Below are 25459 nucleotides of genomic sequence, written 5' to 3' on the forward strand. Positions count from 1 at the left end.
CTCTATTCTTTGAAGGGACGAGGTGAAATGAGATGATGCAAGAAGCAAGGGAGATGCTGAGAAGGATATACGGCTACGACAGCTTCCGGCCGGGGCAAGAGGAGATTATCGGCAGCCTTCTGGAGGGCAGGGATACGCTGGCTATATTGCCGACAGGCGGGGGGAAATCGATCTGTTATCAATTGCCAGCCTTGCTGATGGACGGTACGACGCTCGTCATCTCGCCGCTGATCTCCTTGATGAAGGATCAGGTGGACAGCTTGAGGCGGCTGGGCGTTGCCGCAGCATATGTGAACAGCTCCATGGGCGCGCAAGAATACCGGGATACGATGGCGCGCGCGATTGGCGGTGAATACAAGCTGCTCTATGCCGCTCCGGAGCGGTTCGACGCGCCTATGTTCCAGTCGCTGTCGGAACAGCTGCATATTCCGATGATCGCAATAGACGAAGCGCATTGCGTCTCGCAGTGGGGGCATGACTTCCGTCCCAGCTATAGACAGCTCGCCCATGCAATTGCCCGTATGGGCAATCGTCCTCTCGTATCGGCATTCACCGCGACAGCGACTCCCGAAGTGGCGGATGACATTGCGGCTATGCTTCAGCTGCGTGAGCCGAGTCGATTCGTCTCCGGGTTCGCCAGACCGAATCTGTCGTTGTCCGTCGTCAGCGGTGTGGACAAGCGCCGCTTCCTGGCGTCATTCCTGCAGGATCGCAAGGAGCAATCCGGCATCATCTACGCCGCGACCCGCAAAGAAGTGGAGGAAGTCGAGGCTTATTTGCAGGGAATGGATATGGCTGCGGGCAAATATCATGGCGGCTTATCAGACGTCGAGCGCAACGATGCACAGGAGAGATTCCGCTTCGACGAGCTGAAGGTCATGGTCGCGACGAACGCCTTCGGCATGGGCATCGACAAGCCGAATGTCAGGTATGTGCTGCACTGGCAGATGCCCGGCGATCTGGAATCCTATTACCAAGAGGCCGGACGTGCAGGACGGGACGGCGAGGACAGCGATTGCATCCTGCTGTTCGAGCCGGCGGACTCCAGTGTGCAGCGCTATCTGATCGAGCAGGGAACCGGCGGGGAGGAGCGCAAATCGGTGCAGCTGTCCAAGCTGCATGCGATGCTGAACTTCAGTCGGACACAGCGCTGCCTGCAGCAGTTCATCGTCGATTACTTCGGCGAGAGGGATGTACCGCCTTGCGGCAAGTGCAGCAATTGTACAGATAAGAGCGAACCTGTTAATCGTACGGAGGAGGCGAAGATGGCGCTATCGTGCGTCGGCCGCATGAAGGGAAGATTCGGGGTGACGATGGCGGCCAAGGTGCTGAAGGGATCGCGCGACAAGCGGCTGCTTGAGTTCGGCCTGGACCGCCTGTCCACTTATGGCCTCATGCGGCATCTGCCAGAACGGGACGTGGCAGACTGGCTGTATTGGCTAGTCGCGGAAGGATACTTGCGCTTAAGCGAAGGCCAATATCCCACCGTCTCGCTTGCCGCGAAGTCGCTGCCGGTGCTGGAAGGCCGGGAGACGGTCATGCAGCGCGTCAGGGCAAGCGTGCGCAAGTCGGAAGCGGGGCATGCTGCCTCTTCGCCGTTGTTCGATGCGCTCAAGGCGTGGAGAAAGGAGACGGCCGCAGCGGAGGGCGTGCCGCCGTTCATGGTGTTCTTCGATGCTACCTTGCGGGACATCGCGGGCGCCAAGCCGTCGACGCTGGACGAGCTGTTGCAAGTGAAGGGGATCGGCGCAGCCAAGGGGGAGAAGTACGGCCATGCGATATTGTCGGTGGTCACATCTGTGGCGTCTCCGGACGGTATTGATGGCTCAGCCTGGAATGACGGGGATACCTTCGCAGGGAATGCATCGGGGAGCGTGAGCGGCCGATCTCAAGCCGCAGCGTCCAGATCAGGAGGGCGCGCAGGCACCGACGAACAGAGTCACAAGACGACGCTGGAGCTGTTCAACAGCGGTCTTGACGCTGCGGCTGTCGCTGCCGAGCGAGGACTGAGCCAGACGACGGTGGAGGGTCATCTGATCCGCTGTGCGCAAGAAGGAGAGGAGCTCGATTGGTCGAGGATCATTCCGCCGCAGCATGAAGCGCTGATCCTGCAAGCGATCGAGAAGGTCGGTGGTGATAAGCTTCGTCCCATCAAGGACGAACTTCCGCCAGAAGTCGAGTATTTCGCCATCCGCGGCGTTCTGTTCAAGCATGGGTACTCGAAGGAAAGTTGAATATCGGACAGAAAACGTTCATTTGAAAAAAATAATGATTCTGATAAACTAATGATAGCAAGTATGATGGATGAAATAGGAGGAATCAGGATGTATAGTGCTTTTTTATTGTTGCATGTCATCGGAGCAGTCGGGATGGGCTTCTATCTCGTATTGCCAATTATGCTGGGACGTGCTCCCAAGCTGGCAGGCGCCGGGCAGGGAGGGCTTGCCGAAGGGCTACTGTCCGCTAACCGTATCGCGCAGTACTTTTTGATATTACAGCTGCTGACAGGCGGTTACATTATGACGAAAGCGGACTATGCGGTCATATGGATGATTATCATCACTGTTCTGTTCCTTGGGATCGCGGCACTGGGCGGCATTATCTCGAAGCCGCTGAAAGCTGTCGTAGCTGCGAATGAAGCGGGGCAGAGCGCCAGTGAACATATCGGGAAAGCCCGCGTGCTCAGTCTTGTCGTACTGGTGCTGTATCTTGTCATGATCTATTATATGAAAGTTCCCATAATGAAGTAATGAGGAAGATGATAGCTAGCAAGAGTTGAGCTTGAAGTGACAGGCGTCTATTGTGGCGCTGTCGTTAGCTACATATATGAAACGGCGGGCAGCCTTTTCTTTTGAAGAGTGCTGCCCCAGCCTTTATTTAGGGGGATTACGTTGTGCAACAAGTTTCACCGCAAATCGTAACGTTTGGCGAATCGATGGCATTATTCATGCCCCAAGAACACAAAACGATTGAGCGTGCTGCTCAACTGGATCAAAGCTTCGGAGGCGCAGAGAGCAATGTTGCGATCGGCCTTGCGCGGCTGGGAGCTTCTGTCGGCTGGTTCGGCGCTCTCGGCAACGATCCGTTCGGCCGGTTGATCTTGAAAGCGCTACGAGGAGAAGGGATAGACGTCTCGAGAGCGCGTCTGTCCGACGAAGCGCCGACAGGCATGATGTTCCGTGAGCATGTGGCAGGTCGACTGGCTGTTCATTACTATCGGAAGCACTCCGCAGCGAGCAGGATGCAGCCGGAGGATTTGGACGAGGATTACATTCGCGGGGCCAAGCTGCTGCATGTGACGGGCATTACGACTGCGTTAAGCGACAATTGCCGCAATACCGTGCGGCGTGCGATTGCCATTGCGAAAGAGGCCGGCGTGAAGGTGAGCTTTGATCCTAATCTCCGTCTGAAGCTATGGAGTATCGAAGAAGCGAGGGAGACGCTGCTTGAATTGGCGGCTGATGCGGATTATTTCCTGCCGGGCTGGGATGAGCTGAAGCTGTTGTATGATACCGATGATTTCGATGTCATCCGTGACAATCTGAACCGTTTGAAGGCTGTATCAGTCGTGAAGGGGATGGGAGATGCTACGCTTGTTATAGAGAATGGGCAGGAAACGTCTGTTCCTTTCTACCCGGCGGAGAGCGTAGTCGATACAGTCGGCGCTGGAGACGGCTTCTGCGCTGGCTTCCTAGCGGGACTGATGAAGGGCATGACTGCTGTGGAAGCGGTAAGGCTGGGCAGTATTAACGGATCGCTGGTCGTACAGATGAGAGGCGATTGGGAAGCGCTGCCGGATTGGGACGTTGTCGAGCAACGGCTGTCCGCCAAAGCCTGGGTGGAGCGTTAAAATGACGGAAGCGGGCGGATCGAAGGGCCAGCGCCGACGCGAGTCCATTCTCCTGCTCATGAAGCAGCAAGGTCGGATCACGATCAGTGAGATTGTGTCGAAGTTCAACTGCTCGGAAGCGACTGCTCGCAGGGATCTGGAGCAGATGGAAGGCAACTATCCGGTCATTCGAACGATTGGCGGAGCGTTGTATGACGGATTGGGAACAGTCCGGGAGCTTCCGTTCGCGGTGAAAGAAGAGCTGTCGATTCTGGAGAAGGAACGGATTGCGGGATTGGCGGCGACACATATTGTCGAAGGTGATGTGATCGGTCTGTCAGGCGGCACAACGAACTTTCTGCTGGCGAAGCAACTGAAGCTTCGCAAAGGCATTACCGTTGTCACGAATGCTGTTAACATCGCCATGGAGTTGGGAGGCAGTGACATCCAAGTCGTCGTGATCGGCGGCATCATGAGACACAACAGCTTCGAATTATGCGGGCCGCTCGGTGAAGGTATGATTGCCCAGCTTCATATTACTAAGATGTTCATCGGTATCGACGGAATCTCGGCGGAAGGCGGCATTACAAGTTATTCAGAGCAGGAAGCAGGCACGCTGAAGGCATTAATGGGGCGATCCCAGGCCGTCTATGCGGTGTTCGATCATACGAAGCGCAATCGTAATTCCTTATTCTCTTTAGCCGAGTTGTCGCAATTGCATGCCGTAATTACGGACGCACCGATTGAGGGCGAGCTTGGCGAACAATTGCAAGCACATGGCGTACAAGTGTATGTAACGGAATAGTGAGGCTAACGCCGAGAAGGTGCATGCGAGCGGTAATAGTGTAAGAAAGAAGAACCCGCCGGCCGGCGGGTTCTTTCACGTGCAGATCACGTGCAATTCACGTATAGTTCGCATGCAAAATGCATCAATGGCGAAGCTGGCTTAAGCGTTAAGCTTAAGCTTCAAATACAGACCGTCCCTGGACCCATGTCCGCAGGACGGAGAACGCTGCGTCGGTAAGGACGAGATCCGCTTGCTTGCCCTCTGCGATGCTGCCTGTCCGCTCGTATATGCCAAGCTGCTTCGCCGCATTACCGCTGGCCATCCGGCTAATCTCCACCGCTGACAAGCCGCTATGCTCTAGCATAAATCGGAAGGCGCCGATCATCGTCAGGCTGCTCCCGGCAAGCGCATTGCCTTCGCGGAGCCGCGCGACACCGTCTTTCACGCAGACAGCTTGACCGCCTAACTCATAGTCGCCATCCGCCATGCCTGCCGCTTCGATCGCATCCGTAATGAGGATGACCTTGTCCGCAGGCTTGGCAGCCAGCAGAAGGCGAATCGCCGCCGGATGAACATGATGGCCGTCCGCGATGATCTCCGCGTGGATTCTGTCGTCTGTCAAGACCGCGCCCAGCGTGCCGGGCTCACGGTGATGGAGGCCGCGCATGGCATTATACGTATGCACGGCTTGTGATAGGCCGGCATCTGCCGCAGCGATAATTTCACTGTATACGGCATCGGTATGTCCGGCGGTCGCTATAATACCGTTCTCCGACATCCAGGAGATAGCGTCAGTTGCACCGCTCGTCTCAGGAGCGAGGGTTAGCTGGCGAATTAGACCCGGATATTGTTCCTGCCATGCTTTGATCCACTCTAGCTGCGGCTCGCGAATATGTGCCGGATTCTGCGCGCCGGGCCACTTCGCGCTTATGAATGGTCCCTCAAGATGCACGCCGATCAGCGCGGCATAGGGCATATCCCCTTCGCGATAAGCTGCCGTCGCCGCAAGCACAGCTTCGATGCTCTCCTTCGGCGCGGTCATAGACGTTGCCAGCATAGCAGTCGTGCCCGAAGACGCATGGAACTTCGTAATCCGGTCGTAGCTGTCCGAATCGGCGTTCATGAAGTCGCCTCCGAAGCCGCCGTGCACATGCATATCGATAAATCCCGGCAGCAACCATCCGCCGTTGCCATTCTGCACGACATCCGCCTTCTCCATCCAATGCTTCTCGTCGGAAGCTGGAACGACGGCTTGAATAGTGTTCCCGACAATCCATACGCCGCCCTTCAATACTTCTTGCTCAAGCACAACGTTGACGTTATAGATGAAGCAGCTTCCTTGTTTTGTTGCCATTTAACCCAACATCCTTCCCGCTTCGCGATCAAGCAGAACGATGACTTGCTGATGTGTCTGCAGCAATGAAGCAGGCACCTTCGTCGTAATAGGTCCCGTCAGAGCTTCCTTGACTATTGCCGATTTAGCGGAACCGCGAACGACAAGCAGAATCGTCTTCGCCTTCATGATGGAGCCCACTCCCATCGTCACCGCACGCGTAGGCACATCGTCTAAGGAAGAGAAGAACCGGGCGTTCGCTTGTCTGGTCTCTTCCTGCAGCTCTACGATATGCGTACCGAAGGTTAGCTTATCGTCCGGCTCATTGAAGCCGATATGTCCGTTGTTACCGAGACCGAGCAGCTGAATGTCTGCAGGGTTATGAGCGATTAACGCATCGTAGCGGCGACATTCTGCTTCCACGTCCGCAGCGTTGCCATTAGGCAGGTGCGTCTGCTCCTTTGGGATATCGATGTGGGAGAAGAGTTGCTTGTTCATGAAATAGGCGTAGCTTTGATCATTGTCCGGCGTAAGACCGATATATTCATCCAGATTATACGTCGTGACATCTCTGAAGCTTACTTTTTTATTTTGATAGCTCTCTATTAGTTTGTCATAGATCCCGATAGGTGTCGATCCCGTTGCCAGTCCCAAAACTGCGTTCGGCTTGCTTGCGATTAGATTGACGTACAGCTCTGCTGCGTAATTGTCCAGCTGTTCCGACGTTTCGAAAATTTTGATGTCCATGATGAGCCTCCTGATCCTTTGATTGATTTGATTGTAATCTATATTTATAATCATCTCAACATGAATGATCGAAAATTTCATAATAATGATTGGTAAAGTCAAAAATGAGCGTTAGCTACATAGTGAACACATGGCGAGAAGCAATAGTAGCTCAATTGTGCTATGCTTATTGTAACTATTCTAATTCAGGTACGGGAGGACACGGGCTTGAAAGCGACTGATAATGAATCGATAGCGAAAAGGAAAAAGGAACATATTGCGATATGCCTCAACGAACAGGTAGCTGGCGTAGGCGTCACGACAGGACTTGAGCATGTGCACTTTATTCATAATGCATTGCCTGACGTTAGCTTCCAGGAGATTGGCCTGGAGACGGAGTGGTTCGGAAAGCGTCTGTCCGCTCCGCTGCTGGTTAGTTCTATGACTGGGGGAACGGATGAGGCGGGAGCTATTAATCGAAGGCTGGCCATTGCGGCGGAAGAGCGCGGCTGGGCGATCGGGCTTGGCTCCATGCGCGCCGCGATTGAGCATGAGGAGCTTGAGTCAACGTTCTCTATACGCAAGGAAGCTCCGAATATACCAGTCATCGCCAATCTCGGAGCTGTCCAGCTCAATTACGGTTATGGCCCCGATACTTGCAAGAGAGCGGTCGATATAGCCGAAGCAGACGCGCTGGTACTGCATGTGAACAGCATGCAGGAAGTGTTCCAGCCGGAGGGAGATACCGATTTCAGGGGGCTGCTGAAGCGGATCGAAGAGGTGTGCAGAGCCTGTCCGGTTCCGGTCGGCGTGAAGGAAGTAGGCTGGGGTCTGGATGCGATTACAGCAGCCTTGCTTTATGATGCAGGCGTATCCTTCCTGGATATTGCCGGGGCGGGAGGCACGTCATGGAGCCAGGTGGAGAAGTTCCGTACGAGCTCGCCGATTCAACGCGCCGCTGCAGAAGCGTTCCAAGGATGGGGCATTCCTACTGTGGAATCCTTGCTGGAGCTGCGCAGCCGGCTTCCTGAGGCTGTTCTGATCGCAAGCGGCGGACTGCATAGCGGCGTGGATGCCGCCAAGACGCTGGCGCTAGGCGCCAATCTGGCAGGCTTCGGAAGATCGCTGCTTCCCCGAGCGGCAATTACGGACGCCGCTCTGTCTGTTTCCAGTCTGCTGGAGCAATTCCAAGTGGTAGAATACCAGCTACGCGCCGCTATGTTCGGGATTGGCGCAGCTACGATCGAGCAACTGCGAAGCACGAGTCGAATAAAGGTAACCTGTTAGGTGAAACAAGCTTGCGTATATAAGCATAATTGATTGGGGATCTATAGAAGGAGTCGTTAGTATTATGATGAAACCTTGGTATGAGCAAAGCTTCGGGAAGGACTATATGATCGTATATCGCCATCGCGATTGGAACAATGCCAGCCGAGAGGTACATAACATGGCCAAAGCTCTTCATATACCCGATGGCTCAAGCGTATTGGACATCGGTTGCGGCATGGGCAGGCATGCGCTTGCACTGGCTGAAGCGGGTTATATTGTGACGGGCGTGGATCTATCGAACACCTTGCTGGATGAAGCCCGCGCTAATGATCCGGAGGGCGCTATAGCATGGGCGCATGGCGATATGAGAGAACTGCCGTTCCCGGACAGCACATTCGATGCGACAGTGAACATGTTCACTTCTTTCGGTTATTTCCCCGAGGACGTAGACAATGTGCGGGTGCTGGAACAAGTGCGGAGAGTGCTGAAGCCGAACGGTTCGTTCCTGATCGATTTCCTTAATCCTTCCTATGTAGCTCGGAATCTGGTACCGGAATCCCGAAGGAAGGATGAAGAAAGTGGTCTGCAGATCAAGGAAATCCGGTCAATCGTGGATGGCTGGGTTCAGAAGGAAATTACGGTGAGCGATGGCGGAATGAAGAGAGAGTACGTAGAGCGGGTAAGGCTGTTTCCACTGGAATGGTTCCAATTGCATCTGCAGCAGGTTGGCCTGCGACTGGAGCGGGTGCTTGGCCATTACGATGGCAGACCTTACGATGAAGTCGATTCGCCTCGCATGATTATGGTGGGCAAAGCGGTATGAGTCGATACATCATACAACTTCCTGAGGGCTGGCTGCAGGTGAAGGCGCCGTTGCCGTTCTCCCTGAAGTGGGTGAACAGTTATGTCATTCCGGAACATAAAGGGTACACGATAGTTGATCCGGGCTTGCGTACAGACGAGACGATCGCCGTATGGCGCGAGGTCATGGAGGAGAGAGGCATCCTATGGGCGGATATCTCACGTATTGTGCTGACCCATCAGCATCCAGACCATTATGGTCTGTCGGGGTATATGCAGGAGAGAAGCGGCGCTCCTGTCTATATGTCTTCTCGCGCGCATGCTTATGCCCGAAGACTATGGGGAGAAGACAGCGATTATCCGGGCGCGCTTGAAACGTTATTCCTTCAGCATGGCATGCCTGACGCTCTAGTGGGTGATATTACAAGGAATTTGTCGGAGTTCGTATCGCGTGTCAGTCCGCAGCCCGTAGTCCAATATATTGAAGCGGGAGATGAACTGCGGCTTGGCGATCGATTATGGCAGCTGATTGACGCGCCTGGCCATGCCTTTGGCGGATTGTGCTTCTATCAGCGCGAACTGCGCTGGATGATATGCGGCGATCAGGTGCTGCCGCACATTACACCGAATGTCAGTGTCGTGCCTGGGGAGGAACGCGATCCTCTTGGCTGCTTTTTGCAGAGCCTGGAGGAGCTGAAGGCATGGGAAGTATCATTAGCGCTTCCCGGGCATCGTGATCCGTTCACAGGCTTTCGCGAACGGCTCGAGCAGTTGCAAGGGCATCACGACCGGCGGCTTGCCGCGATGGAGGAGCTACTGAGGAATTCCGCAATGAACGCATTTGAACTATGCGAGTCGTCGTTCGGCAGTCACTTGCGGCGGAACCCCCATAATCTGCGCTTCGCCATGGCGGAGACATTGGCTCATTTGTTTCATCTGGAAGGCAAGGGAAAGGCGGTCGCAACCTTTCAGGACGGCGTATATCGGTATTTAGCAGGACGGGATATTTGCTCCATCAATTAGACCGGATAAAGAGCCAATCAGATCATGCTGATTGGCTTTTTTGCTTCTTAATCACAATAAATAATGCTCATTTAACTTACTTCGTCATCCAATATACGGATCATTATTCAATGATTCTGTCTTTTATGATGATTTAATGAATTTTTATTGCTCTATATATTGCATCACAATAAAATATATGATACATATTAAAGGGAGAAACGTGGGGAGCACAGGAACGACAAAATATCCAATCATCAAACATACGGAATGACAAAAGAGGAGAGATGGGCATGGAGAGGGAATTGGCGCTGGAGATTGTAAGGGTAACGGAATTGGCGGCGCTTGCGTCCGCTCCCTGGATGGGAAGAGGCGATAAGAACAGCGCAGACGGAGCAGCTACTTCGGCGATGCGGGAGATGTTCGACTCTGTCTCTGTTAAAGGCACGGTTGTAATCGGGGAGGGCGAGATGGACGAAGCCCCGATGTTGTATATAGGGGAGCAGGTTGGCAGCATGAATGGACCGGAGGTGGATGTGGCAGTTGATCCGCTTGAAGGAACGGACATTGTGGCCAGAGGCTTGAATAATGCATTGTCTGTTATTGCGGTTGCAGGCAAGGGACAGCTGCTGCATGCTCCGGACATGTATATGGAGAAGCTTGCGTACGGTCCTTCACTTGTTGGGCATTTGAGCATAACGGATCCCATGGAAGCGACCTTGAAGAAAGCGGCGGAGGTATTGAAGAAGAAAGTGTCGGATTTGACGGTCATGATACTGGATCGCACCCGGCACGAATCATTAATAAAAGTGCTGCGCAAAGTAGGCGTAAGAATCAAATTCCTGTCCGACGGCGATGTGGCGGGCGCGATGGCGCCAGCCTTCCCGGAAGCTGGCATCGATCTCTATGTCGGTTCCGGCGGCGCGCCGGAAGGAGTGCTTGCTGCGGCGGCGCTAAAATGCTTGGGAGGCGAGCTGCAGGGGCGATTAATGCCCGCCGACGCATCGGAATACGAGCGCTGCATTCGCATGGGAATCAAGGACCCATACCGCGTATTGACGATGGAGGATATGGTAGGCAAGGAGGATGTCATATTCGCAGCTACTGGCGTGACGCCCGGTGAATTCCTTGGCGGAGTCCGATACATGCCGGACGAACGGGCGGAGACGCATTCTATCGTCATGCGGGCCAAGACCAGAACGATCCGATTCGTGAAATCGCTGCATTATTTGCCTAACAAGCCGTTGTTGAACTATCCCCAGCCTCAGCCTGCCATTGCCAATCATGCGGATATGCAGGAGTAAGATCAGCCCTTAGTGATTAGCCCCCTGGTCTCCATGAGAGACAGGGGGCTAATTCCGGTGACTAATTGCCTAGTTGTCATGTGAAGGTTCAATCGAGCGGCGGAGTCGTCTTGCCTTCGCGTTCCGCTTGCTTGCGATGGGCGATACGGCTCGCGGCAGATGCAGCGATTGCTCCTACAATATCATCTAGGAACGTATGAATCTCGCCGTCCTTCTTGCTATTCAAGCGGACGAGAATGCCAGGCTTCACCTTGTCGATATACCCGAAATTCGTGAATCCGATGCTGCCGTACACGTTCACGATGGACAATGCGAGAATTTCGTCACAACCGTATAACCCTTCGTCGTGCTTGATCATATCCTGAAGCGGAGCCATTAGGCCGCCTTGTTCGGCCAGCATATCGAGCTGAATGCCAGTCAATACGGCGTTCTGAACTTCTCGCTTGGATAGTACAGCCTCTACATGCGCCACGCAATCAGTCGGGGTCAGTCCTGGGAAATAATCCTTCTGCAGGAAGTGGACAAGCTCAGCAATGCCCATTTTCGTCACACCGCGCTTTTCCAGCCATTCATCTGTTGCTTTCGCGACTTTGTCGCTATCCAGACTGTATATTTCCGATTTACTCATAATCTGGTTCCCCCTTATGATTTTGTGGACAAAACAGGTCTAAAAAAAGGAAGGGCTCGTATACATATTACTACAAATGCGGAGTTGTACAAAGCCGACCAGGCAAAAAAAGAATTGGGGAGGAAAAGCGAAAATGATTGGAAGAAGATGGATTCGCCATACTGCATTGGTGGCTCTAGTCGTGCTGCCAGTATTGACTGCCGGCTGCAGCCTGTTCTCGAAGGAAACTAGTCAACCGATCGATCCGCCGCCGCTGGATCAGAGCGGCTCGCAAGTGGATATGACCGATGATGCGGGAAGTGAGCAGACAAGTATGGGAAGCTTGCCGTCAGAGGGGGACGTGCCCCGCATGACCGTATATTTGCAAGATCCCGATGGCTACCTGGCTCCTGTAGCGCTGCCTTATACATTGGCGGACGGAGTGTTGCCGGGACAGAAGGCACTGGAGATGATGGTAGAGAACGGAGCGTATGCAGCGGGCGTGCCTGAGGGCTTCAGAGCGATGCTGCCGCAGGGAACTCGGATTCTGAATTATGACGTTAATCCGGACACCAAGATCGCTACAGTAGATTTCTCCGAGTCGTTCGTCAGCTACAATCCGCAGGATGAGAGGGCTATGCTGGAGTCGATCGCATGGACGCTTACAGCAAGTCCAGAAGTGAAGGGCGTAGAGCTGTATGTGGAAGGCGAGCGGTTGTCCGAGATGCCGATAGCGGGCTATCCGCTTGATGAAGCGCTAACGAGAGGCATCGGCATTAACATCGAGATTGCTGAGGGAGTAGCTTACAACGCATCCTTTCCGGTAACGCTGTACTTCTCTAATCAAACATTGAACGAGGAGCAATATTACGTGCCTGTGACCAGACTTGTTGCGCGATCCGATTCCGCCCTGCATGCCGCGATGGAGGAGCTGATAGAGGGGCCGATTGATAACAATCTGACCGGAGTCATTATACCGGGAATGGAAGTAGCCAGTATTGAAGAGATTGACGGCGTAGTCACCGTGGACTTGCTGGATGAGACGTACGAGGACGGACTGCCGATTCCTGCGGAAATGCTCGAGGCAGTCGTCTTATCCCTGACGGAGAATACGGATGCGGCCGCTGTTCAAGTGATGATTAACGGTCAATCCGGTATAATGGACGACCACAACCGTTCCTATAGCGAGCCCGTCGGCCGCAACCATCACGTTAACGCTTTGAAATCGTAATAGCGGTTGATGCAAGGCTGGAGCGGCTGCTCCAGCCTTGTCTTGTCTATGGCGTGCATGGGCGCCATAGGTGCATTTGTCCCGATGCTTTGTTACAATAGTAAGGATTACATAGGAATAAAGATTCAGGAGGCATATCTACATGAGAAATGACAGTCGGCAACAGAATCAGCTTAGGCCGATTACAATTGCAACTAATGTGAACAAGCATGCGGAAGGCTCCGTCTTAATCGAATTCGGGTATACGAAGGTCATCTGTACAGCGAGCGTGGAGGAGCGCGTGCCGCCATTCATGAAGGGACAAGGCAAAGGCTGGATCAATGCGGAGTATGCCATGCTGCCGCGTGCGACGCATTCTCGCAACCAACGGGAATCCGCAAGGGGCAAGCTGACGGGGCGTACGATGGAGATACAGCGACTGATTGGCCGCGCGCTACGTTCGGTTGTCGACCTGCAAGCGTTGGGTGAGCGAACGATTACGCTTGATTGCGATGTCATACAAGCTGACGGAGGCACACGCACCACTTCTATTACGGGCGCATTCATCGCGCTCGCATTAGCTGTTCAGCATCTCTCTAAGACAGCAAGCTTCTCCAGATATCCCATTACCGACTTTCTGGCATCTGTAAGCGTAGGCGTCATTCAGGAGCAAGCGATGCTGGATTTGAACTATGAGGAAGATTCAAAAGCAAAGGTCGATATGAATGTGGTTATGACCGGACAAGGCAAGTTCGTCGAGGTGCAAGGGACTGGCGAGGATGCGCCGTTCAGCCGCGATGAGCTGAATGCGCTGCTAGGGCTTGCGGAGGAAGGAATTAAAGAACTAATCGCGAAGCAGCGAGATGTGCTTGGCGAAGCTGCAAGTCGGATTGGAGAAAAATTCAAATGACGGATAAACGGATTATTATCGCTTCCAGGAATAGGGGGAAGATCGCGGAATTCTCCCATGCCTTCGGCCAATTGGGAATGCGGGTAGCCAGCTTGCACGATTATCCCGACTTTCCCGACATTGCAGAGACCGGGGACACCTTCCTGATGAACGCTCGACTGAAAGCCAAAGCATTGGGGGATGAGTTGGGCATACCCGTGCTCGCCGACGATTCCGGCCTAGAGGTTGAGGCGCTTGGCGGAGATCCAGGCGTCTATTCCGCTCGTTACGCCGGTGAAGGGGCATCGGATGCGGATAATAATGCGAAGCTGCTGAAGAAGCTTGCCGCTCTGCAAGATGATGCGCTCGGCACTGTGGAGAAGTTGCCGGACGGCTCGCGAATATGGAGCGAGGCCCGATTCGTATGCGTTCTGTCTCTATATGATCCCGCCGATGGCTCGTTCCTGGAGACGGAAGGCGAGGTGAGGGGCGTGATTACGGATCGTCCGCATGGCGACGGAGGATTCGGCTACGATCCGCTCTTCTGGCTGCCCCAGCTGGGTCGAGGCATGGCGGAGCTTTCGAAGGAGGAGAAGGGCGCAATCAGCCACCGTGGCGAAGCGCTCAAGAAGCTGCTCGCGCGCATAGAGATGAGATGAATAAGCAAGGACCTTGCTCTTCCTGTCAACTGACAGAGAGGGCAAGGTCCTTGCTTATTCTGGCTTCGTCAGTTAACTGATTCGGACCCGATAGTGCTTCAGCCATGTATTGACTTGCACGAGATAGGCGAACAGCTGAGGGCTCGACATAAGCTGGCCGAACCAAGGAAGATGGCTTGCCTGGGTTGCTTGCTCTGCAAGCTTTCTTACTTTCTTCGACGCGATAAGAGGGAGTAACGGCGAAGAGGGATCGTCCAGCACTTCCAGAATCATACGACGCACCGTCTCTAAGTAATTGGGATTGTGCGTTTTGGGATAGGGGCTTTTTTTGCGTGTCAACACATCATCGGGGAGGATACCTTTCAGCGCTTTACGCAAAATCCCTTTCTCCCTGTCTCCCACCGTCTTAATCTCCCAGGGGATGTTCCATACATACTCCACTAGCCTGTGATCACAGAAAGGAACGCGAACTTCCAGTCCTGCCGCCATGCTCATTCGATCCTTGCGGTCCAGTAATGTCGGCATGAAGCGGGTTATGTTCAAATAGGACATGCGCTGCATTCTTCTACTCGTCTCGTCGACCCCATCCAGATACGGCACCTCCGCTACCGCTTCAGCATAACGATCCCCGATATATTCTTGCGGCCTGATCCACTCCGCGATGTCAGGCGAGAGCAAGCCGGCGCGCATGCCGGTAGCCAGCGACCATGGGAAGGTATCCGCGGCAAGCGCATCCTCGCGATGGAACCAAGGGTAACCTCCGAATATTTCGTCGGCAGCTTCCCCGGAGATCGCTACCGTCGCGCCCTGCTTGATCTCCCGGCAGAATAGTAGCAAGGAAGCGTCCACATCCGCCATGCCTGGAAGATCGCGTGCAATTGTCGCATCGCGCAGGGCGGCAGCCAGCTCCGGTGTATCGAATTGTATCGAATGATGAACGGTGCCAAGATGAGAGGTCATGCGCTCAATCCAAGGAGCATCGCTGTTGGGCTGGAAGACATGCTCCTGGAAGTGCTTGTCGTTATCCCGGTAATCCACTGAATACGTATGCACGCTTCCTTGCCCGTTCCGATCGTAATATCGAACAGCGAGCGACGTTAATGCGCTGGAATCCAGACCGCCGGACAGCAGTGTACAGACGGGCACATCAGAGACAAGCTGACGCTCTACCGTATCGCGGAGCAACTCCCGTACCTGCTCCGCCGTCTCTTCTACGGAAGCGGTATGCTCGCTGCTTCTAAGCTGCCAATACGTGATTGTTTTGGCTCCCGCCGCATTGACCACCATGCAATGTCCAGGCCGGAGTTCTTGCACATGCTTGTATATACCGTGTCCCGGAGTGCGGGCTGGTCCGATGACGAATATTTCCGCCAGTCCTTCCGGTCCTACCTCCGGTTGAACGGCGGGGTGTGCCAGCATGCTCTTCAGCTCGGAGCCGAATACGAACAAATCTCCTTGCTTGCTGTAGAATAGCGGCTTTACTCCCAGTCGGTCGCGCGCGATGAACAGCTCTTGCGCTGTCGTATCCCAGATCGCGAAGGCGAATATGCCGTTGAGCTTCTCGACGCAAGCTCTGCCCCATTCCATGAATGACACGAGTAGCACTTCCGTATCGCAAGTCGTGGTGAATGTCCTTCCTCTATTCTCCAGCTCTCGGCGAATTTCTTGCGCATTATATAGCTCCCCGTTGTACACGATGACGTACTGATCATCCCCTGTGTACCGAATCATCGGTTGGGCTCCATGATCGGGATCGATGACTGCGAGTCTTCGGTGGCCGAGAGCACAGTGTCCGGATATCCAAGTGCCAGACGCATCCGGACCGCGCGGTGCGAGTTGTTCCGTCATGCGCTCCAGATGTTTGCTTTCCTTGGTCAAGTCACTAGTCCAGTCGATCCAGCCTGTAATTCCACACATCCTACTCATTCCTCTCTATGCTGGACTCCAGTTGCGATAATAACAGTTATATGCGGCTATCGGCATAAAATGTCTGTCCCCGGGGGGATGCTATGAAGGATATAAGCTTCAAAACAGGTTTGAAAGGGGAGCGGGTGTTATGAACGAAGCACATGAAGAAGAAGCTTCGCAAGACAAAAAACCATATTATGTGTCCGTGCATGCCGGTCAAATTCTGGAGGATCAAGCTGCTGCCGCATATGAACTGGAGATCTTAGCAACTACAGAAGATGTAGCCAAACTGCGTGAACTGTTCGAGGAGCTGTCGACGATGGATGAAGCGTCCATGTTTCATTTCAGTCGCACGTTCACGGAAACGGATTCCGATCAAGCGTTGAACGGGGCATGCGACGATATTGTGAATGAAATCTACCGGAGGCTGCATGAATGCGGCACAGAGGAGACAAAGCGACATATTGAGTCCATGCGTAAGCTAGGCGGGCAAACATGAGGCTGTAGGCTGACGATTATAAGGGGGGGTCACATTGGATCAGATTGCGGACGCGAAGGTGAGGCGGCTGGCAGACAAGCAGGGCATTCCGTGCGTGGAAGTGGAAGCTCACACATCCGGAGGAGCCGAACTACTGGCCTACATCGCACTGAATGGAGCGACGAAGGGGTATAGACTTCTAGAGGTTGTTCACAATGACGCCCATTACGAGACGGACTGGTTCGACAATAATTTGCATCAGGCGAAGCGGGAGTTCGCGGGTACGGATACAGATGAACGGTCGGTTCTGCAGGCGGTACTGGCGGTGGAAGGCGTGTCTGCCGGTATAGATCGGTTATTGTCTGAATCTAATCGTTAAATGTAGCTTTAAGCGTAATTGGAGCTGCCCTTACAGAATGAACCCTTTGGCATCGTTGACGAATAGTGGTATAATTTCACTCAAAAAAAGTGGAGGCATCAATGTTGCAAAAACTGGTTTTTTTCGCAGGGGTGGCAGGAACAGGGAAAACGACGGTAGCAAGAAAGCTGAGCGTCAGAATGCCGGCAGCGTTTCTTGACAGAGATACGATCGGGGGACGCTTTGTAGAGGCGATACTGGAGATGAAAGGGCTGGACAAAAACGACCGAGACTCCCAGTTCTATAAAGACAATCTGAGAGACCTGGAGTATGACGCAACGCGCGACGTATGCGTCGAGAATTTGGCAGCGGGCCAGAATGTGTTCATGATCTCGCCATTCACGGCGGAGCTTAAAGATCGGGAATGGATCGAAGAGGTTATCGCCGACGCGGGATTGTCCAGAGAGCAGGTCGATGTTAAGGTGGCGGTCATTACGCTGCAAGATATGGAATTGCAAAAGGAAAGAATCGTGGAGCGCCGGACGGAACGCGACAAATGGAAGTTGGAGCATTGGAGCGACTTCCAGAAACGCGTCGATTTCGTACCCGAAATCAATTGGGATATCCCGGCATCTTCCATACTTGTATTTGATAATAGCGGAGATCTGACAGAAGAAAAGGTGGAACAGCTTTACAGGTTCGTGAACGAGTAATGGTAGTGAAAAATGTCATATGATAAAGCATCCCGGATTCGTCCAATTGGACAAGTCCGGGATGTTCGTTGTAAGGCGATCCAGGCATTCATGCGCTCCTATTGCTGCTTAAGAGCGCGATCGAATCTCCTGACGCATAAATAGATAATAAGCCAGCCCAAAGCATACCATGGTCGCTGCTGCAAGTCCTGTTAGCTGAGGCCAAATGAGCAAAAGGCTCTGCGCCAGGGGCAAGGGAGTGGGAAGCGCCCCTACGATCTGCTCCATCGTAAGCGGTCCGAGCGACCGCACGGTCGGCAGTAGAAGCGTCGTCGTCGCTTCACTGAACAACTGTGCGGGCGATAATCGGCCCAGCATAAGCATGAGCTCTTGATAGCTTAAGATGGACTCAGCACTCGCGCCTCTGTCAGGAGCCAGCCCTTTGGCTGCCAGATTCAGCAGCATATTGTAGAAGATCGTAAAGAAGATCCATATGGATATGCCTGCCAATGCGGAAGTCGCTCCTTGTCGAAAGCGCACGGACAACAGGATAGACAAGTTCAGCCAGAAGCCGACATAGACGACGGATGCCAGTTGGAAAAAAATGACGCGCCAAAATTCCTCCGGCGTAGGAGGAAAGCCGATCGTTAAGAGCCCCAGTCCCATAACGAGCAGCCCCAGTGAGAAGACAACGACAGTTACCAACATTAGCGCGGCGAGAAATTTCGCCTTCAGAAAATCGTCGCGATAGACGGGCTGTGAGATTATGCGGCTAAGGGTGCCTTTACTGCGCTCCGTATTGACTGCATCGAAACCGAGCGCAATGCCCATCAGCGGACCTAGAAACGAGATGAAGTCAATGAAGCTAGGCAAGGAGCCGTCCGTTAACGTGAACATCTGCAAGAACAAGAATCCGCTAGCTTCGTGTTCAGCGCCACCTCCTTCGCGCAGGGCGGTTATGGACGTGTAGATAGATCCGATGCAGGCGAGCGTAATGATTCCAAGTAGGATGATGAATTTCCAGCTTCGAATATGATCACTGAATTCTTTGTGCACCATGACTCTCATGGAAGATGACGAAGGAAGCCGATGGTCCAGCATTCGCTTAATTGGAAACGGCATTCCGCTCCCCCCCTTCGAAGTAGCGATGATAGATTTCGTCCAATCCGTATTCCCGCTTTGATATTTTGAGCAATTGGGCCTTAATGGCCGCCACTCGGGCGATCTCCGCCGTCATATCTCTGTCGCAAGTAACGGTGACAGATACGGCTTCCACTCCGTCTCCCGCCTCAATTGCCAGTACGCCATCCATCGCGATAAGCTCCTGCCTCAGCGCATCGCTCCAGCCTGCGACCTCCAGTTCCACCATGATAGAGCCAGAATCTATCAGCTCGCGCGACAATGCATCGATATTGCCGCAAGCAATCAGCTTACCATTGACGAATAGCCCTACGCGGTCGCACACTTGCTGGACTTGATGCAGATGATGCGAGGACAACAGGACAGTCAGCCCCTCCTCTCGGCTAAGCGCCGTTATTAACTCCAGCAGTTCCCGTACCCCTTCCGGGTCGATGCCGAGCGTTGGCTCATCCAGAATGATCATATCGGGTTGCTTGATGAGAACGTCGGCAAGTCCCAGCCTCTGGCGCATACCTCTGGAGAACGCTCCTGTTTTTTTGCGCGAGGCATCTGCAAGCCCCACCTTCTCGAGCAGCTCCATGGCGCGGGCGTATGCTACCTTCTCGCCGATACCATTCAACCTAGCCGTATACATCAAATTGTCGAGTGCATCCCGGTCTTCGTAGAAGCCAATATCATCAGCCATATAACCGACACGCCGCTTAATGCCGATTGACTCGTATTGGGGATTCATGCCCAGCACTGAAATGCTCCCGGAAGCAGGCTCGGTGAGACCGAGCATCATCAGAATGGTCGTAGTCTTGCCTGCTCCGTTAGGTCCGAGCAAGCCGAACACTTCGCCGCGGGCTACTGTGAGCTGCAGCTCATTCACGGCTATGTGCTCTCCGTATGTCTTGGTAACCTTCTCCAGCAGGATAGCAGGATCGTGAGAGAATGGCTTGAACTGATCTTGACGATCCACGAGTTATCGCCTCCCATAACGGCGGAACAGGCCATAGATGACAGCTATTACTGCCGCAATAATGATGACGCCGATCCATCCCCACAGGAGTGAAGATTCCACAGCTACCCGAATGGCCGCATTGGCTTGCTTCTGCGGTGAGCTCGCCGTCAAGTTAAGCGCATAGTCGCCAGGAAGCGACTTCTTGTCGGACGTGACGATAGCTTGAACTGTTGCCGACTCGCCTGGCGGGATGGAAGCGATCGTCTTCGGCTCGAACGTGACTTCCCAGTTGGCCGGGGCGGAGGCAGACATGCTGACTTCCTCCAATGCGGTCGTCCCCGTATTGGATACAATCAGTTCCATCGTCCGGTTGCCTCCGGCTTTAATGGATGTGTTCAACCGCTCATCTTTCGTCCCGAGCGAGACGCCGTAAGTACCGGTGATGACAGCTTCAAGCGTGGTCTCCGCAGAGGTGGAAGAATTGGAAGCGCGTATAGGGATCGCATAGGTTCCGGCTTCCACCCTATCTGGAGGAGCTACTTCTACGGATATGCTCTGTGAACCGTTAGGATCGATCGTAACGGAAGCTACGTTGCTGCCGCCCGACTTGAAGCGAACCTCCCAGCCCGGCTCTATGCCGGCATCGAGGGAATAGGTCTGCTCTTCCGCCGTCTGGTTGCGAAGTGTCGTGGAGAAGGTGAAGCTGGAGTCTGCATGTCCTTGGACATTGGCTTGCTCCGCTTCCCAAGCGGTGCGGTACGTTCCTTTCTCGGAGACGTAGACCTTAAGCGGCAAACTTGCAGATCCCGCTGCAGCTGTGAAGCGGTATTCCCCTTTCTCTACCTCCAGCGGTACATCCAGTCGCAAGCTCAGCGTCTGGGCGGAGTTTGACTTAACTGCAATCTGACGCACAATGCGGCTGCCGGCGGTCAATTCATACGCCCAGTCGTTCCCTTCGCCCCGGAAGCCGATATCCGCCATCTGCGTCGTGTCGCCGGAGTTTATCACCTCGATTGAATAATGGATGGACTCACCCGGCTCGGCATAGAGTTCCAGATAAGGCGTGAACAATGCAAGATCGCCTGCCGCAGCCGCCTTGGGAACGGCAAGCCATGAGCTTGTTCCAATAAGAAATGTACAGATGAACACCAGCATGAACACGTTACGGCATGCGCTTCGCATGCAAATCACACTCCTGTCTTTTTTATTTTCATAAGGTGTACGATGGGAGGGGGGCAATCGGATTTATGCGGGATGAAAAAATATGATGGTTTATTTTTCGAAGCTTCCATTTTGATTGGAGGCTTTTCAAATGGAATCGTTTTTGGTAAAAAAAATATAAAGTGAATGAGAGGGGGGACAGCGGCAATGAACAAGTCTTGTCATATGGCGGTCGTGCTTCGTGAAGTATCGCAAGGCTCAGAAGCGGCGTTCGAGCTGTTCTATGAACGGTATGCTCCTCTTGTGCTGCGGATCGCTGTCAAAATGTTAGGGGATCGTATGGAAGCAGAGGATATGTGTCATGAAGTGCTGCTGGAAGCGATAAGGAAATCCGACAAATATGACGCGGCCAAAGGCTCCGTAGATGCTTGGATTGCCGTTATGGCGCGAAGCAGATGTCTGGATCGTCTCCGAAAGCAGAAGAAGCGGGCTGCAGCTGAATTGTTGGATCGCGACAGGCTGCCGGAACCAGGCGTATCCTTGGCTGCGGAGGAAGCAGCGATTGGGCGCATTCAGCAGAAGATAATCCGGGAAGAGCTGACGAAGCTGCCTGAAGCTCAGCGCAACGCTATTGCGGCAGCTTACTTCAGGGACAAGACGCAGTCCCAGATCGCCAGGGAATGGCAGGTACCTTTGGGTACGGTGAAATCATGGATACGCTACGGATTGGGCAATTTGCGCAAGCAGCTTTCCAAGAAAGGGTGGCAAGAAGCCGGGGAAGGGAGTGAAACCTATGAAAGCAACTGAAGGATATGAGGGAGAGCGTGGCATGCAGCCGCAAGAGACGACGATAGAGTGCTGCCAAGGCGGCTACAGCGAGAGCGATTGGGTGGATTTCCAACTGGGTACAATGGACGGGAAGCGCTACTTAGCGATGCAGGCGCATGCGGCGGGATGTCCGGAATGCCTGGAGCTGCAGGAACGATGGAGCAGTCTGCTGGAGGGTGATGAGAATAGCGACTCAGATCCGTCTGATGAAGAGCGCATTGGGGTTGGGAACGGCTCTCAGTACCCTGCCAACAAGCATTACCGCGCTTTGAAACGAGAGGTGGTCCGTCTAGGGAGGAACAGGCGCCGTAGAAGCTGGGTGTTACTTGGGGGCGGATTGACCGCTGCAGTCATCTGCTTGCTGCTAGCAGGAGCAGTCATGAAGGGCGGCGAGCATGCAGTGTCGTTGCCCGCGCCGCTTGAGGGTTCGGACATGCGCGTTCTGGAGAAGGACCCTGGCGCATTGGAGGTGCTGCTTGCCAGAAGGCCGGATCCTATTTATCTTCGTCCCATGCCGGGGGAAGGCGATCGGGGATTCATATGGCTTAACGCAGATAACAGCGAGGCATTCTTGCTGCTGGACGATATGCCTTCCGCATCCCGTTCTGACTATCAAGTATGGCTTATATCAGGGGAACAGAGGGACAGTCTGGGACTGCTTAAGCAGATCGGCACAAGAGGATATTTGCACTTCAACACAGGCAGATTAAGCGGAACGCATACGATCTCTGTTAGCGCGGAGCCGATCGGAGGAAGCCGTTATCCCACCTCTGACCAGACTGTGCTGATCCTTTACAACTGGAAGTGAAGATCGGGGAAGCGCGAAAATAAAAAATGAAAAAACCCCGAATCCCTGTTGTATCAGGGAATTCGGGGGGAAGTGTATGTAATGTATTATCTTGTTCAGAAGCTTAGATGGCGTCCCAGGAGGGATTCGAACCCCCGACAACTCGCTTAGAAGGCGAGTGCTCTATCCGACTGAGCTACTGGGACACAAGAAATAATATAACATGCATTTTTAGATAATTGCAACCCTTATTTTAAAAAATACGACAGAATAACTGACTAACGAGGAATCTCATCTCGTTCTTGTTCAAGAGCTAAAAGAGGTTTCTCAATAGATTGCATCATGTTATAATCTTACCCGAGGCTGTACATAACTATATTCATTGAGCTTGAGCTATTGCTTCAAGGCAACAGTACTTATAATGCGTTTATCGGTTAAGGCGGTGTTATCATTTCAACACAAGAAGAACATAAAGACAATATTTATTTGTTCCCGAGCATGCTTGATCAGTACCAGGTTAGTCTGACCCGCATGCTGGAGGCGGAGAGGTATGACGAGGCCAAGCAATTGCTTCGCTTCCTGCTGCAATGTCAAGGGCAGGAGAAGCAGCATTATGAGGAATGGGACAGCCTGCTGGGATGGCTGGATGTCGCTTTCCCCGAGAACGGACAGGAAGCGGGGATCAGCGAGGGTGAGGAAGAAGAGCTTCGAGAACAAGCGCTTCAACCCGCTAGGCAGGACAGGGATTACATAAACGGCGTCCTTCATGTAATGGAGCATCATCCCATGATTGATCAGCGCTTGCTTGCGCTGGAACGGGCTGCCTATATAGAATCGGATGAGGTAGATGACAGAATCCGAAGCATGCTGGCGGACAAGCAGCTGCATCCCGTCTTGCAATTTAAAGCTTTGCAATGCTTGAAGAAAAGGGGAGTTACCGGTTCGGTAACGCTTCACAGGCTTAATGAGATAGTGGAGCTGCACATCGAGGAGACTCCGTTATCGATTGATGAGTTTCCGTCCCCCATTCTTCGTATATTAGAGAGGACGTCCGAATCGGCGGAAGTGGACGATCCCACGCTTCCTCATTTCGCCGCAGAGCTATGGAAGGAAAGCCTGCAATTTCTATATGGCACTTCTTCTTATCAATGGATGCTGCGGGAAGATGAGGGCGCGATCGATTGTTTTGCAGCCGCGCTTCATCTGACTTTGCTGCTGACCGTGTACGGCTCGGCCAACGATGATGATATTCGGGACGCCTATGGCATTACCGAGACGCTCAGGTTCCAATACGAGCAAGCTTGTAGGTCTCTAAGGAGCATTGCGGAGCTTCTTCAGCAAGATGATGAACCTCAGCCTTGAAAAGCTGGTTCAACTTGTTTATAATAGAGTGGTTTATGGAACGTGAATACATGTTAAGCATGAGCATTTTTGGAGGGGAAAGCATAAAATGAAAGCAACCTGGGAAAAAATAGACAAGAACATCGTCTCGATGGACGTTGAGGTGGATGCGGAGAAAGTAACGGTCGCGCTTGACCAAGCGTTCAAGAAAGTAGCAAGTAAAGTTAATGTTCCTGGCTTCCGCAAGGGTAAAGTGCCACGCGGCATCTTCGAGTCGCGCTTCGGTGTGGAAAGCCTGTATCAGGACGCGATCGATATCATGCTTCCTGAAGCGTACACTGCGGCTATTCAGGAGAATGAGCTGCAACCGGTTGATCGTCCTGAAATCGACGTTACGCAAATCGGTAAAGGTCAATCCTTCAAATTCAATGCAAAAGTAACGGTTAAGCCGGAAGTAACGCTTGGCGAATACAAGGGCATTGTAATTGAAGCGGTAGAAACTGAAGTGAAAGAAGAGGAATTGGCAACTGAACTGGAGCGACTGCAGCAGCGTCATGCCGAGCTCAATGTCGTGGAAGAGGGAGCGGCGCAAAGCGGCGACACCGCTGTAATCGACTTTGATGGCTATGTGGACGGCGAGCCGTTCGAAGGCGGCAAGGCTGAGCGCTACTCTCTTGAACTTGGATCCGGATCGTTCATTCCGGGCTTCGAGGAGCAAGTAGTCGGCATGGAGATTGGGGATTTCAAGGATGTTGAAGTCAGCTTCCCGGAAGATTATCATGCAGAAGCGCTTGCGGGTAAGCAAGCAGTATTTAAAGTAAAGCTGCATGAGCTGAAGCGCAAGTCACTGCCAGAGCTTGACGATGAATTCGCCAAGGATGTCAGCGAGTTCGACACGCTGGAGGAGTATAAGCAAGATCTGTCCGAGAAGCTGAAGGAGCGTAAGGAGAAGGAAGCTGAGCAAGCGCGTGAGGCTTCTGTTGTAGAGAAAGCCGCCGAAGCTGCGGAAGTGGATATTCCGGAAGCGATGATCGACACGGAAATCGACTATATGTTCAAAGACTTCGAGCAGCGCCTAGGCATGCAAGGCATGAACCTTGATCTGTACTACCAGTTCTCCGGACAGAATGAAGAGGCGCTTCGCGGTCAGATGCGCAGCGATGCGGAGAAGCGCGTGCGTAACAACCTCGTTCTGGAAGCCATTGCGAAAGCAGAAGACTTTGATGTTTCCGACGAGGACCTGACGGAAGAGCTGGAGAAGCTTTCCAAGCAGTACAACCGTCCCGTATCGGAACTGCGCGACATATTCGAGAAGAACGGCAATCTGGACAGCCTGAAAGAAGATGTGCTGCTTCGCAAAACTATCGGTTTCCTGCTTGACAACAGCAAGACGGCTTAAACAAGGGC

25 protein-coding genes and 1 tRNA gene are annotated in these 25459 nt (G+C 53.3%); 18 read left to right on the forward strand and 8 right to left on the reverse strand.

Going from position 1 to position 25459, the window contains the following annotated elements; all coding sequences use genetic code 11:
- The first annotated feature begins 32 nt into the window (after positions 1-32).
- The 4 genes from recQ (at position 33) to ACFQ2I_RS23345 (ending at position 4634) form a co-directional block, all read left to right on the forward strand.
- A complete protein-coding gene (recQ, locus tag ACFQ2I_RS23330; protein WP_377568776.1) occupies positions 33-2234 on the forward strand; it encodes a DNA helicase RecQ in 2202 nt (733 codons plus the stop codon).
- A gap of 90 nt (positions 2235-2324) precedes the next feature.
- The gene (locus tag ACFQ2I_RS23335) at positions 2325-2750 is read left to right on the forward strand and encodes a hypothetical protein (protein WP_377568779.1); all 426 of its coding nucleotides are present in this window, start codon (positions 2325-2327) and stop codon (positions 2748-2750) included.
- A 143-nt stretch (positions 2751-2893) separates the two neighbouring features.
- Complete coding sequence (locus tag ACFQ2I_RS23340; RefSeq protein WP_377568782.1) at positions 2894-3850, forward strand: sugar kinase; 957 nt, start codon at positions 2894-2896, stop codon at positions 3848-3850.
- Position 3851: 1 nt separating this feature from the next.
- Positions 3852-4634 carry a DeoR/GlpR family DNA-binding transcription regulator gene (locus ACFQ2I_RS23345; RefSeq protein ID WP_377568784.1) on the forward strand — a complete coding sequence of 261 codons (783 nt, stop codon included), beginning with the start codon at positions 3852-3854 and terminating at the stop codon, positions 4632-4634.
- Positions 4635-4788: 154 nt separating this feature from the next.
- Here ACFQ2I_RS23345 and nagA read toward each other — a convergent pair whose 3' ends face one another.
- The gene (gene nagA, locus ACFQ2I_RS23350; RefSeq protein WP_377568786.1) at positions 4789-5970 is read right to left on the reverse strand and encodes an N-acetylglucosamine-6-phosphate deacetylase; all 1182 of its coding nucleotides are present in this window, start codon (positions 5968-5970) and stop codon (positions 4789-4791) included.
- A complete protein-coding gene (nagB, locus tag ACFQ2I_RS23355) occupies positions 5971-6696 on the reverse strand; it encodes a glucosamine-6-phosphate deaminase (RefSeq protein WP_377568789.1) in 726 nt (241 codons plus the stop codon).
- Positions 6697-6903: 207 nt separating this feature from the next.
- Between nagB and fni the strand changes: the two genes are divergently transcribed.
- The 4 genes from fni to glpX all read left to right on the forward strand — a co-directional run bounded on the left by fni (position 6904) and on the right by glpX (position 11051).
- Positions 6904-7962 (forward strand): type 2 isopentenyl-diphosphate Delta-isomerase, encoded by a 1059-nt coding sequence (gene fni, locus ACFQ2I_RS23360; protein WP_377568792.1) that lies wholly within the window; start codon positions 6904-6906, stop codon positions 7960-7962.
- 64 nt (positions 7963-8026) lie between these two features.
- Complete coding sequence (locus tag ACFQ2I_RS23365; protein ID WP_377568795.1) at positions 8027-8767, forward strand: class I SAM-dependent methyltransferase; 741 nt, start codon at positions 8027-8029, stop codon at positions 8765-8767.
- Positions 8764-9768: an MBL fold metallo-hydrolase gene (locus ACFQ2I_RS23370; protein ID WP_377568798.1), complete on the forward strand. Its 1005-nt coding sequence runs from the start codon at positions 8764-8766 to the stop codon at positions 9766-9768. Before ACFQ2I_RS23365 ends, ACFQ2I_RS23370 begins: the two co-directional genes overlap by 4 nt.
- A 272-nt stretch (positions 9769-10040) precedes the next feature.
- Positions 10041-11051 carry a class II fructose-bisphosphatase gene (gene glpX / locus ACFQ2I_RS23375; RefSeq protein ID WP_377568801.1) on the forward strand — a complete coding sequence of 337 codons (1011 nt, stop codon included), beginning with the start codon at positions 10041-10043 and terminating at the stop codon, positions 11049-11051.
- Between the two features lie 88 nt (positions 11052-11139).
- Here the strand turns inward: glpX and ACFQ2I_RS23380 are convergent, their stop codons facing one another.
- Positions 11140-11679, reverse strand: coding sequence for a phosphatidylglycerophosphatase A family protein (locus ACFQ2I_RS23380; protein ID WP_377568804.1), 540 nt, complete (start codon positions 11677-11679; stop codon positions 11140-11142).
- Between the two features lie 133 nt (positions 11680-11812).
- Here ACFQ2I_RS23380 and ACFQ2I_RS23385 point away from each other — a divergent pair, with 133 nt between their 5' ends.
- The 3 genes from ACFQ2I_RS23385 to rdgB all read left to right on the forward strand — a co-directional run bounded on the left by ACFQ2I_RS23385 (position 11813) and on the right by rdgB (position 14416).
- A complete protein-coding gene (locus ACFQ2I_RS23385; RefSeq protein ID WP_377568806.1) occupies positions 11813-12889 on the forward strand; it encodes a GerMN domain-containing protein in 1077 nt (358 codons plus the stop codon).
- A gap of 142 nt (positions 12890-13031) precedes the next feature.
- Entirely contained in the window at positions 13032-13778 is a 747-nt protein-coding gene (gene rph, locus ACFQ2I_RS23390; RefSeq protein ID WP_377568808.1) for a ribonuclease PH, read from the forward strand.
- Entirely contained in the window at positions 13775-14416 is a 642-nt protein-coding gene (gene rdgB, locus ACFQ2I_RS23395) for an RdgB/HAM1 family non-canonical purine NTP pyrophosphatase (protein WP_377568811.1), read from the forward strand. The genes rph and rdgB overlap by 4 nt, the downstream gene beginning before the upstream one ends.
- A gap of 72 nt (positions 14417-14488) precedes the next feature.
- Here rdgB and asnB read toward each other — a convergent pair whose 3' ends face one another.
- Complete coding sequence (gene asnB / locus ACFQ2I_RS23400; RefSeq protein WP_377568813.1) at positions 14489-16333, reverse strand: asparagine synthase (glutamine-hydrolyzing); 1845 nt, start codon at positions 16331-16333, stop codon at positions 14489-14491.
- A gap of 139 nt (positions 16334-16472) precedes the next feature.
- Here asnB and ACFQ2I_RS23405 point away from each other — a divergent pair, with 139 nt between their 5' ends.
- The 3 genes from ACFQ2I_RS23405 to ACFQ2I_RS23415 all read left to right on the forward strand — a co-directional run bounded on the left by ACFQ2I_RS23405 (position 16473) and on the right by ACFQ2I_RS23415 (position 17873).
- Positions 16473-16823, forward strand: coding sequence for a hypothetical protein (locus ACFQ2I_RS23405; protein WP_377568815.1), 351 nt, complete (start codon positions 16473-16475; stop codon positions 16821-16823).
- Between the two features lie 34 nt (positions 16824-16857).
- On the forward strand, positions 16858-17181 hold the full coding sequence (locus ACFQ2I_RS23410) for a hypothetical protein (RefSeq protein ID WP_377568817.1): 324 nt from the start codon (positions 16858-16860) through the stop codon (positions 17179-17181).
- 104 nt (positions 17182-17285) lie between these two features.
- On the forward strand, positions 17286-17873 hold the full coding sequence (locus ACFQ2I_RS23415; protein ID WP_377569025.1) for an AAA family ATPase: 588 nt from the start codon (positions 17286-17288) through the stop codon (positions 17871-17873).
- Positions 17874-17981: 108 nt separating this feature from the next.
- Here ACFQ2I_RS23415 and ACFQ2I_RS23420 read toward each other — a convergent pair whose 3' ends face one another.
- From ACFQ2I_RS23420 to ACFQ2I_RS23430, 3 genes are read right to left on the reverse strand one after another with little or no spacing between them, the layout of a single operon-like run.
- Positions 17982-18974: an ABC transporter permease gene (locus tag ACFQ2I_RS23420; RefSeq protein WP_377568820.1), complete on the reverse strand. Its 993-nt coding sequence runs from the start codon at positions 18972-18974 to the stop codon at positions 17982-17984.
- Positions 18958-19953, reverse strand: coding sequence for an ABC transporter ATP-binding protein (locus ACFQ2I_RS23425; protein ID WP_377568822.1), 996 nt, complete (start codon positions 19951-19953; stop codon positions 18958-18960). The genes ACFQ2I_RS23420 and ACFQ2I_RS23425 overlap by 17 nt, the downstream gene beginning before the upstream one ends.
- A 3-nt stretch (positions 19954-19956) precedes the next feature.
- Complete coding sequence (locus ACFQ2I_RS23430; RefSeq protein WP_377568825.1) at positions 19957-21117, reverse strand: COG1470 family protein; 1161 nt, start codon at positions 21115-21117, stop codon at positions 19957-19959.
- Positions 21118-21303: 186 nt separating this feature from the next.
- Between ACFQ2I_RS23430 and ACFQ2I_RS23435 the strand changes: the two genes are divergently transcribed.
- The gene (locus ACFQ2I_RS23435; protein WP_377568827.1) at positions 21304-21903 is read left to right on the forward strand and encodes an RNA polymerase sigma factor; all 600 of its coding nucleotides are present in this window, start codon (positions 21304-21306) and stop codon (positions 21901-21903) included.
- Entirely contained in the window at positions 21890-22732 is an 843-nt protein-coding gene (locus tag ACFQ2I_RS23440; protein ID WP_377568830.1) for an anti-sigma factor, read from the forward strand. Before ACFQ2I_RS23435 ends, ACFQ2I_RS23440 begins: the two co-directional genes overlap by 14 nt.
- Positions 22733-22840: 108 nt before the next feature.
- Here the strand turns inward: ACFQ2I_RS23440 and ACFQ2I_RS23445 are convergent.
- Positions 22841-22917, reverse strand: a tRNA-Arg gene (locus ACFQ2I_RS23445).
- 280 nt (positions 22918-23197) lie between these two features.
- Between ACFQ2I_RS23445 and ACFQ2I_RS23450 the strand changes: the two genes are divergently transcribed.
- Together ACFQ2I_RS23450 and tig are read left to right on the forward strand one after the other, a co-directional pair.
- The gene (locus tag ACFQ2I_RS23450; RefSeq protein ID WP_377568833.1) at positions 23198-24073 is read left to right on the forward strand and encodes a hypothetical protein; all 876 of its coding nucleotides are present in this window, start codon (positions 23198-23200) and stop codon (positions 24071-24073) included.
- Positions 24074-24161: 88 nt separating this feature from the next.
- A complete protein-coding gene (gene tig, locus ACFQ2I_RS23455) occupies positions 24162-25451 on the forward strand; it encodes a trigger factor (protein ID WP_377568836.1) in 1290 nt (429 codons plus the stop codon).
- Positions 25452-25459: the final 8 nt, after the last annotated feature.

It is taken from the genome of Paenibacillus chungangensis (assembly GCF_042675905.1).
In the GTDB taxonomy this organism is placed as follows: domain Bacteria; phylum Bacillota; class Bacilli; order Paenibacillales; family Paenibacillaceae; genus Pristimantibacillus; species Pristimantibacillus chungangensis.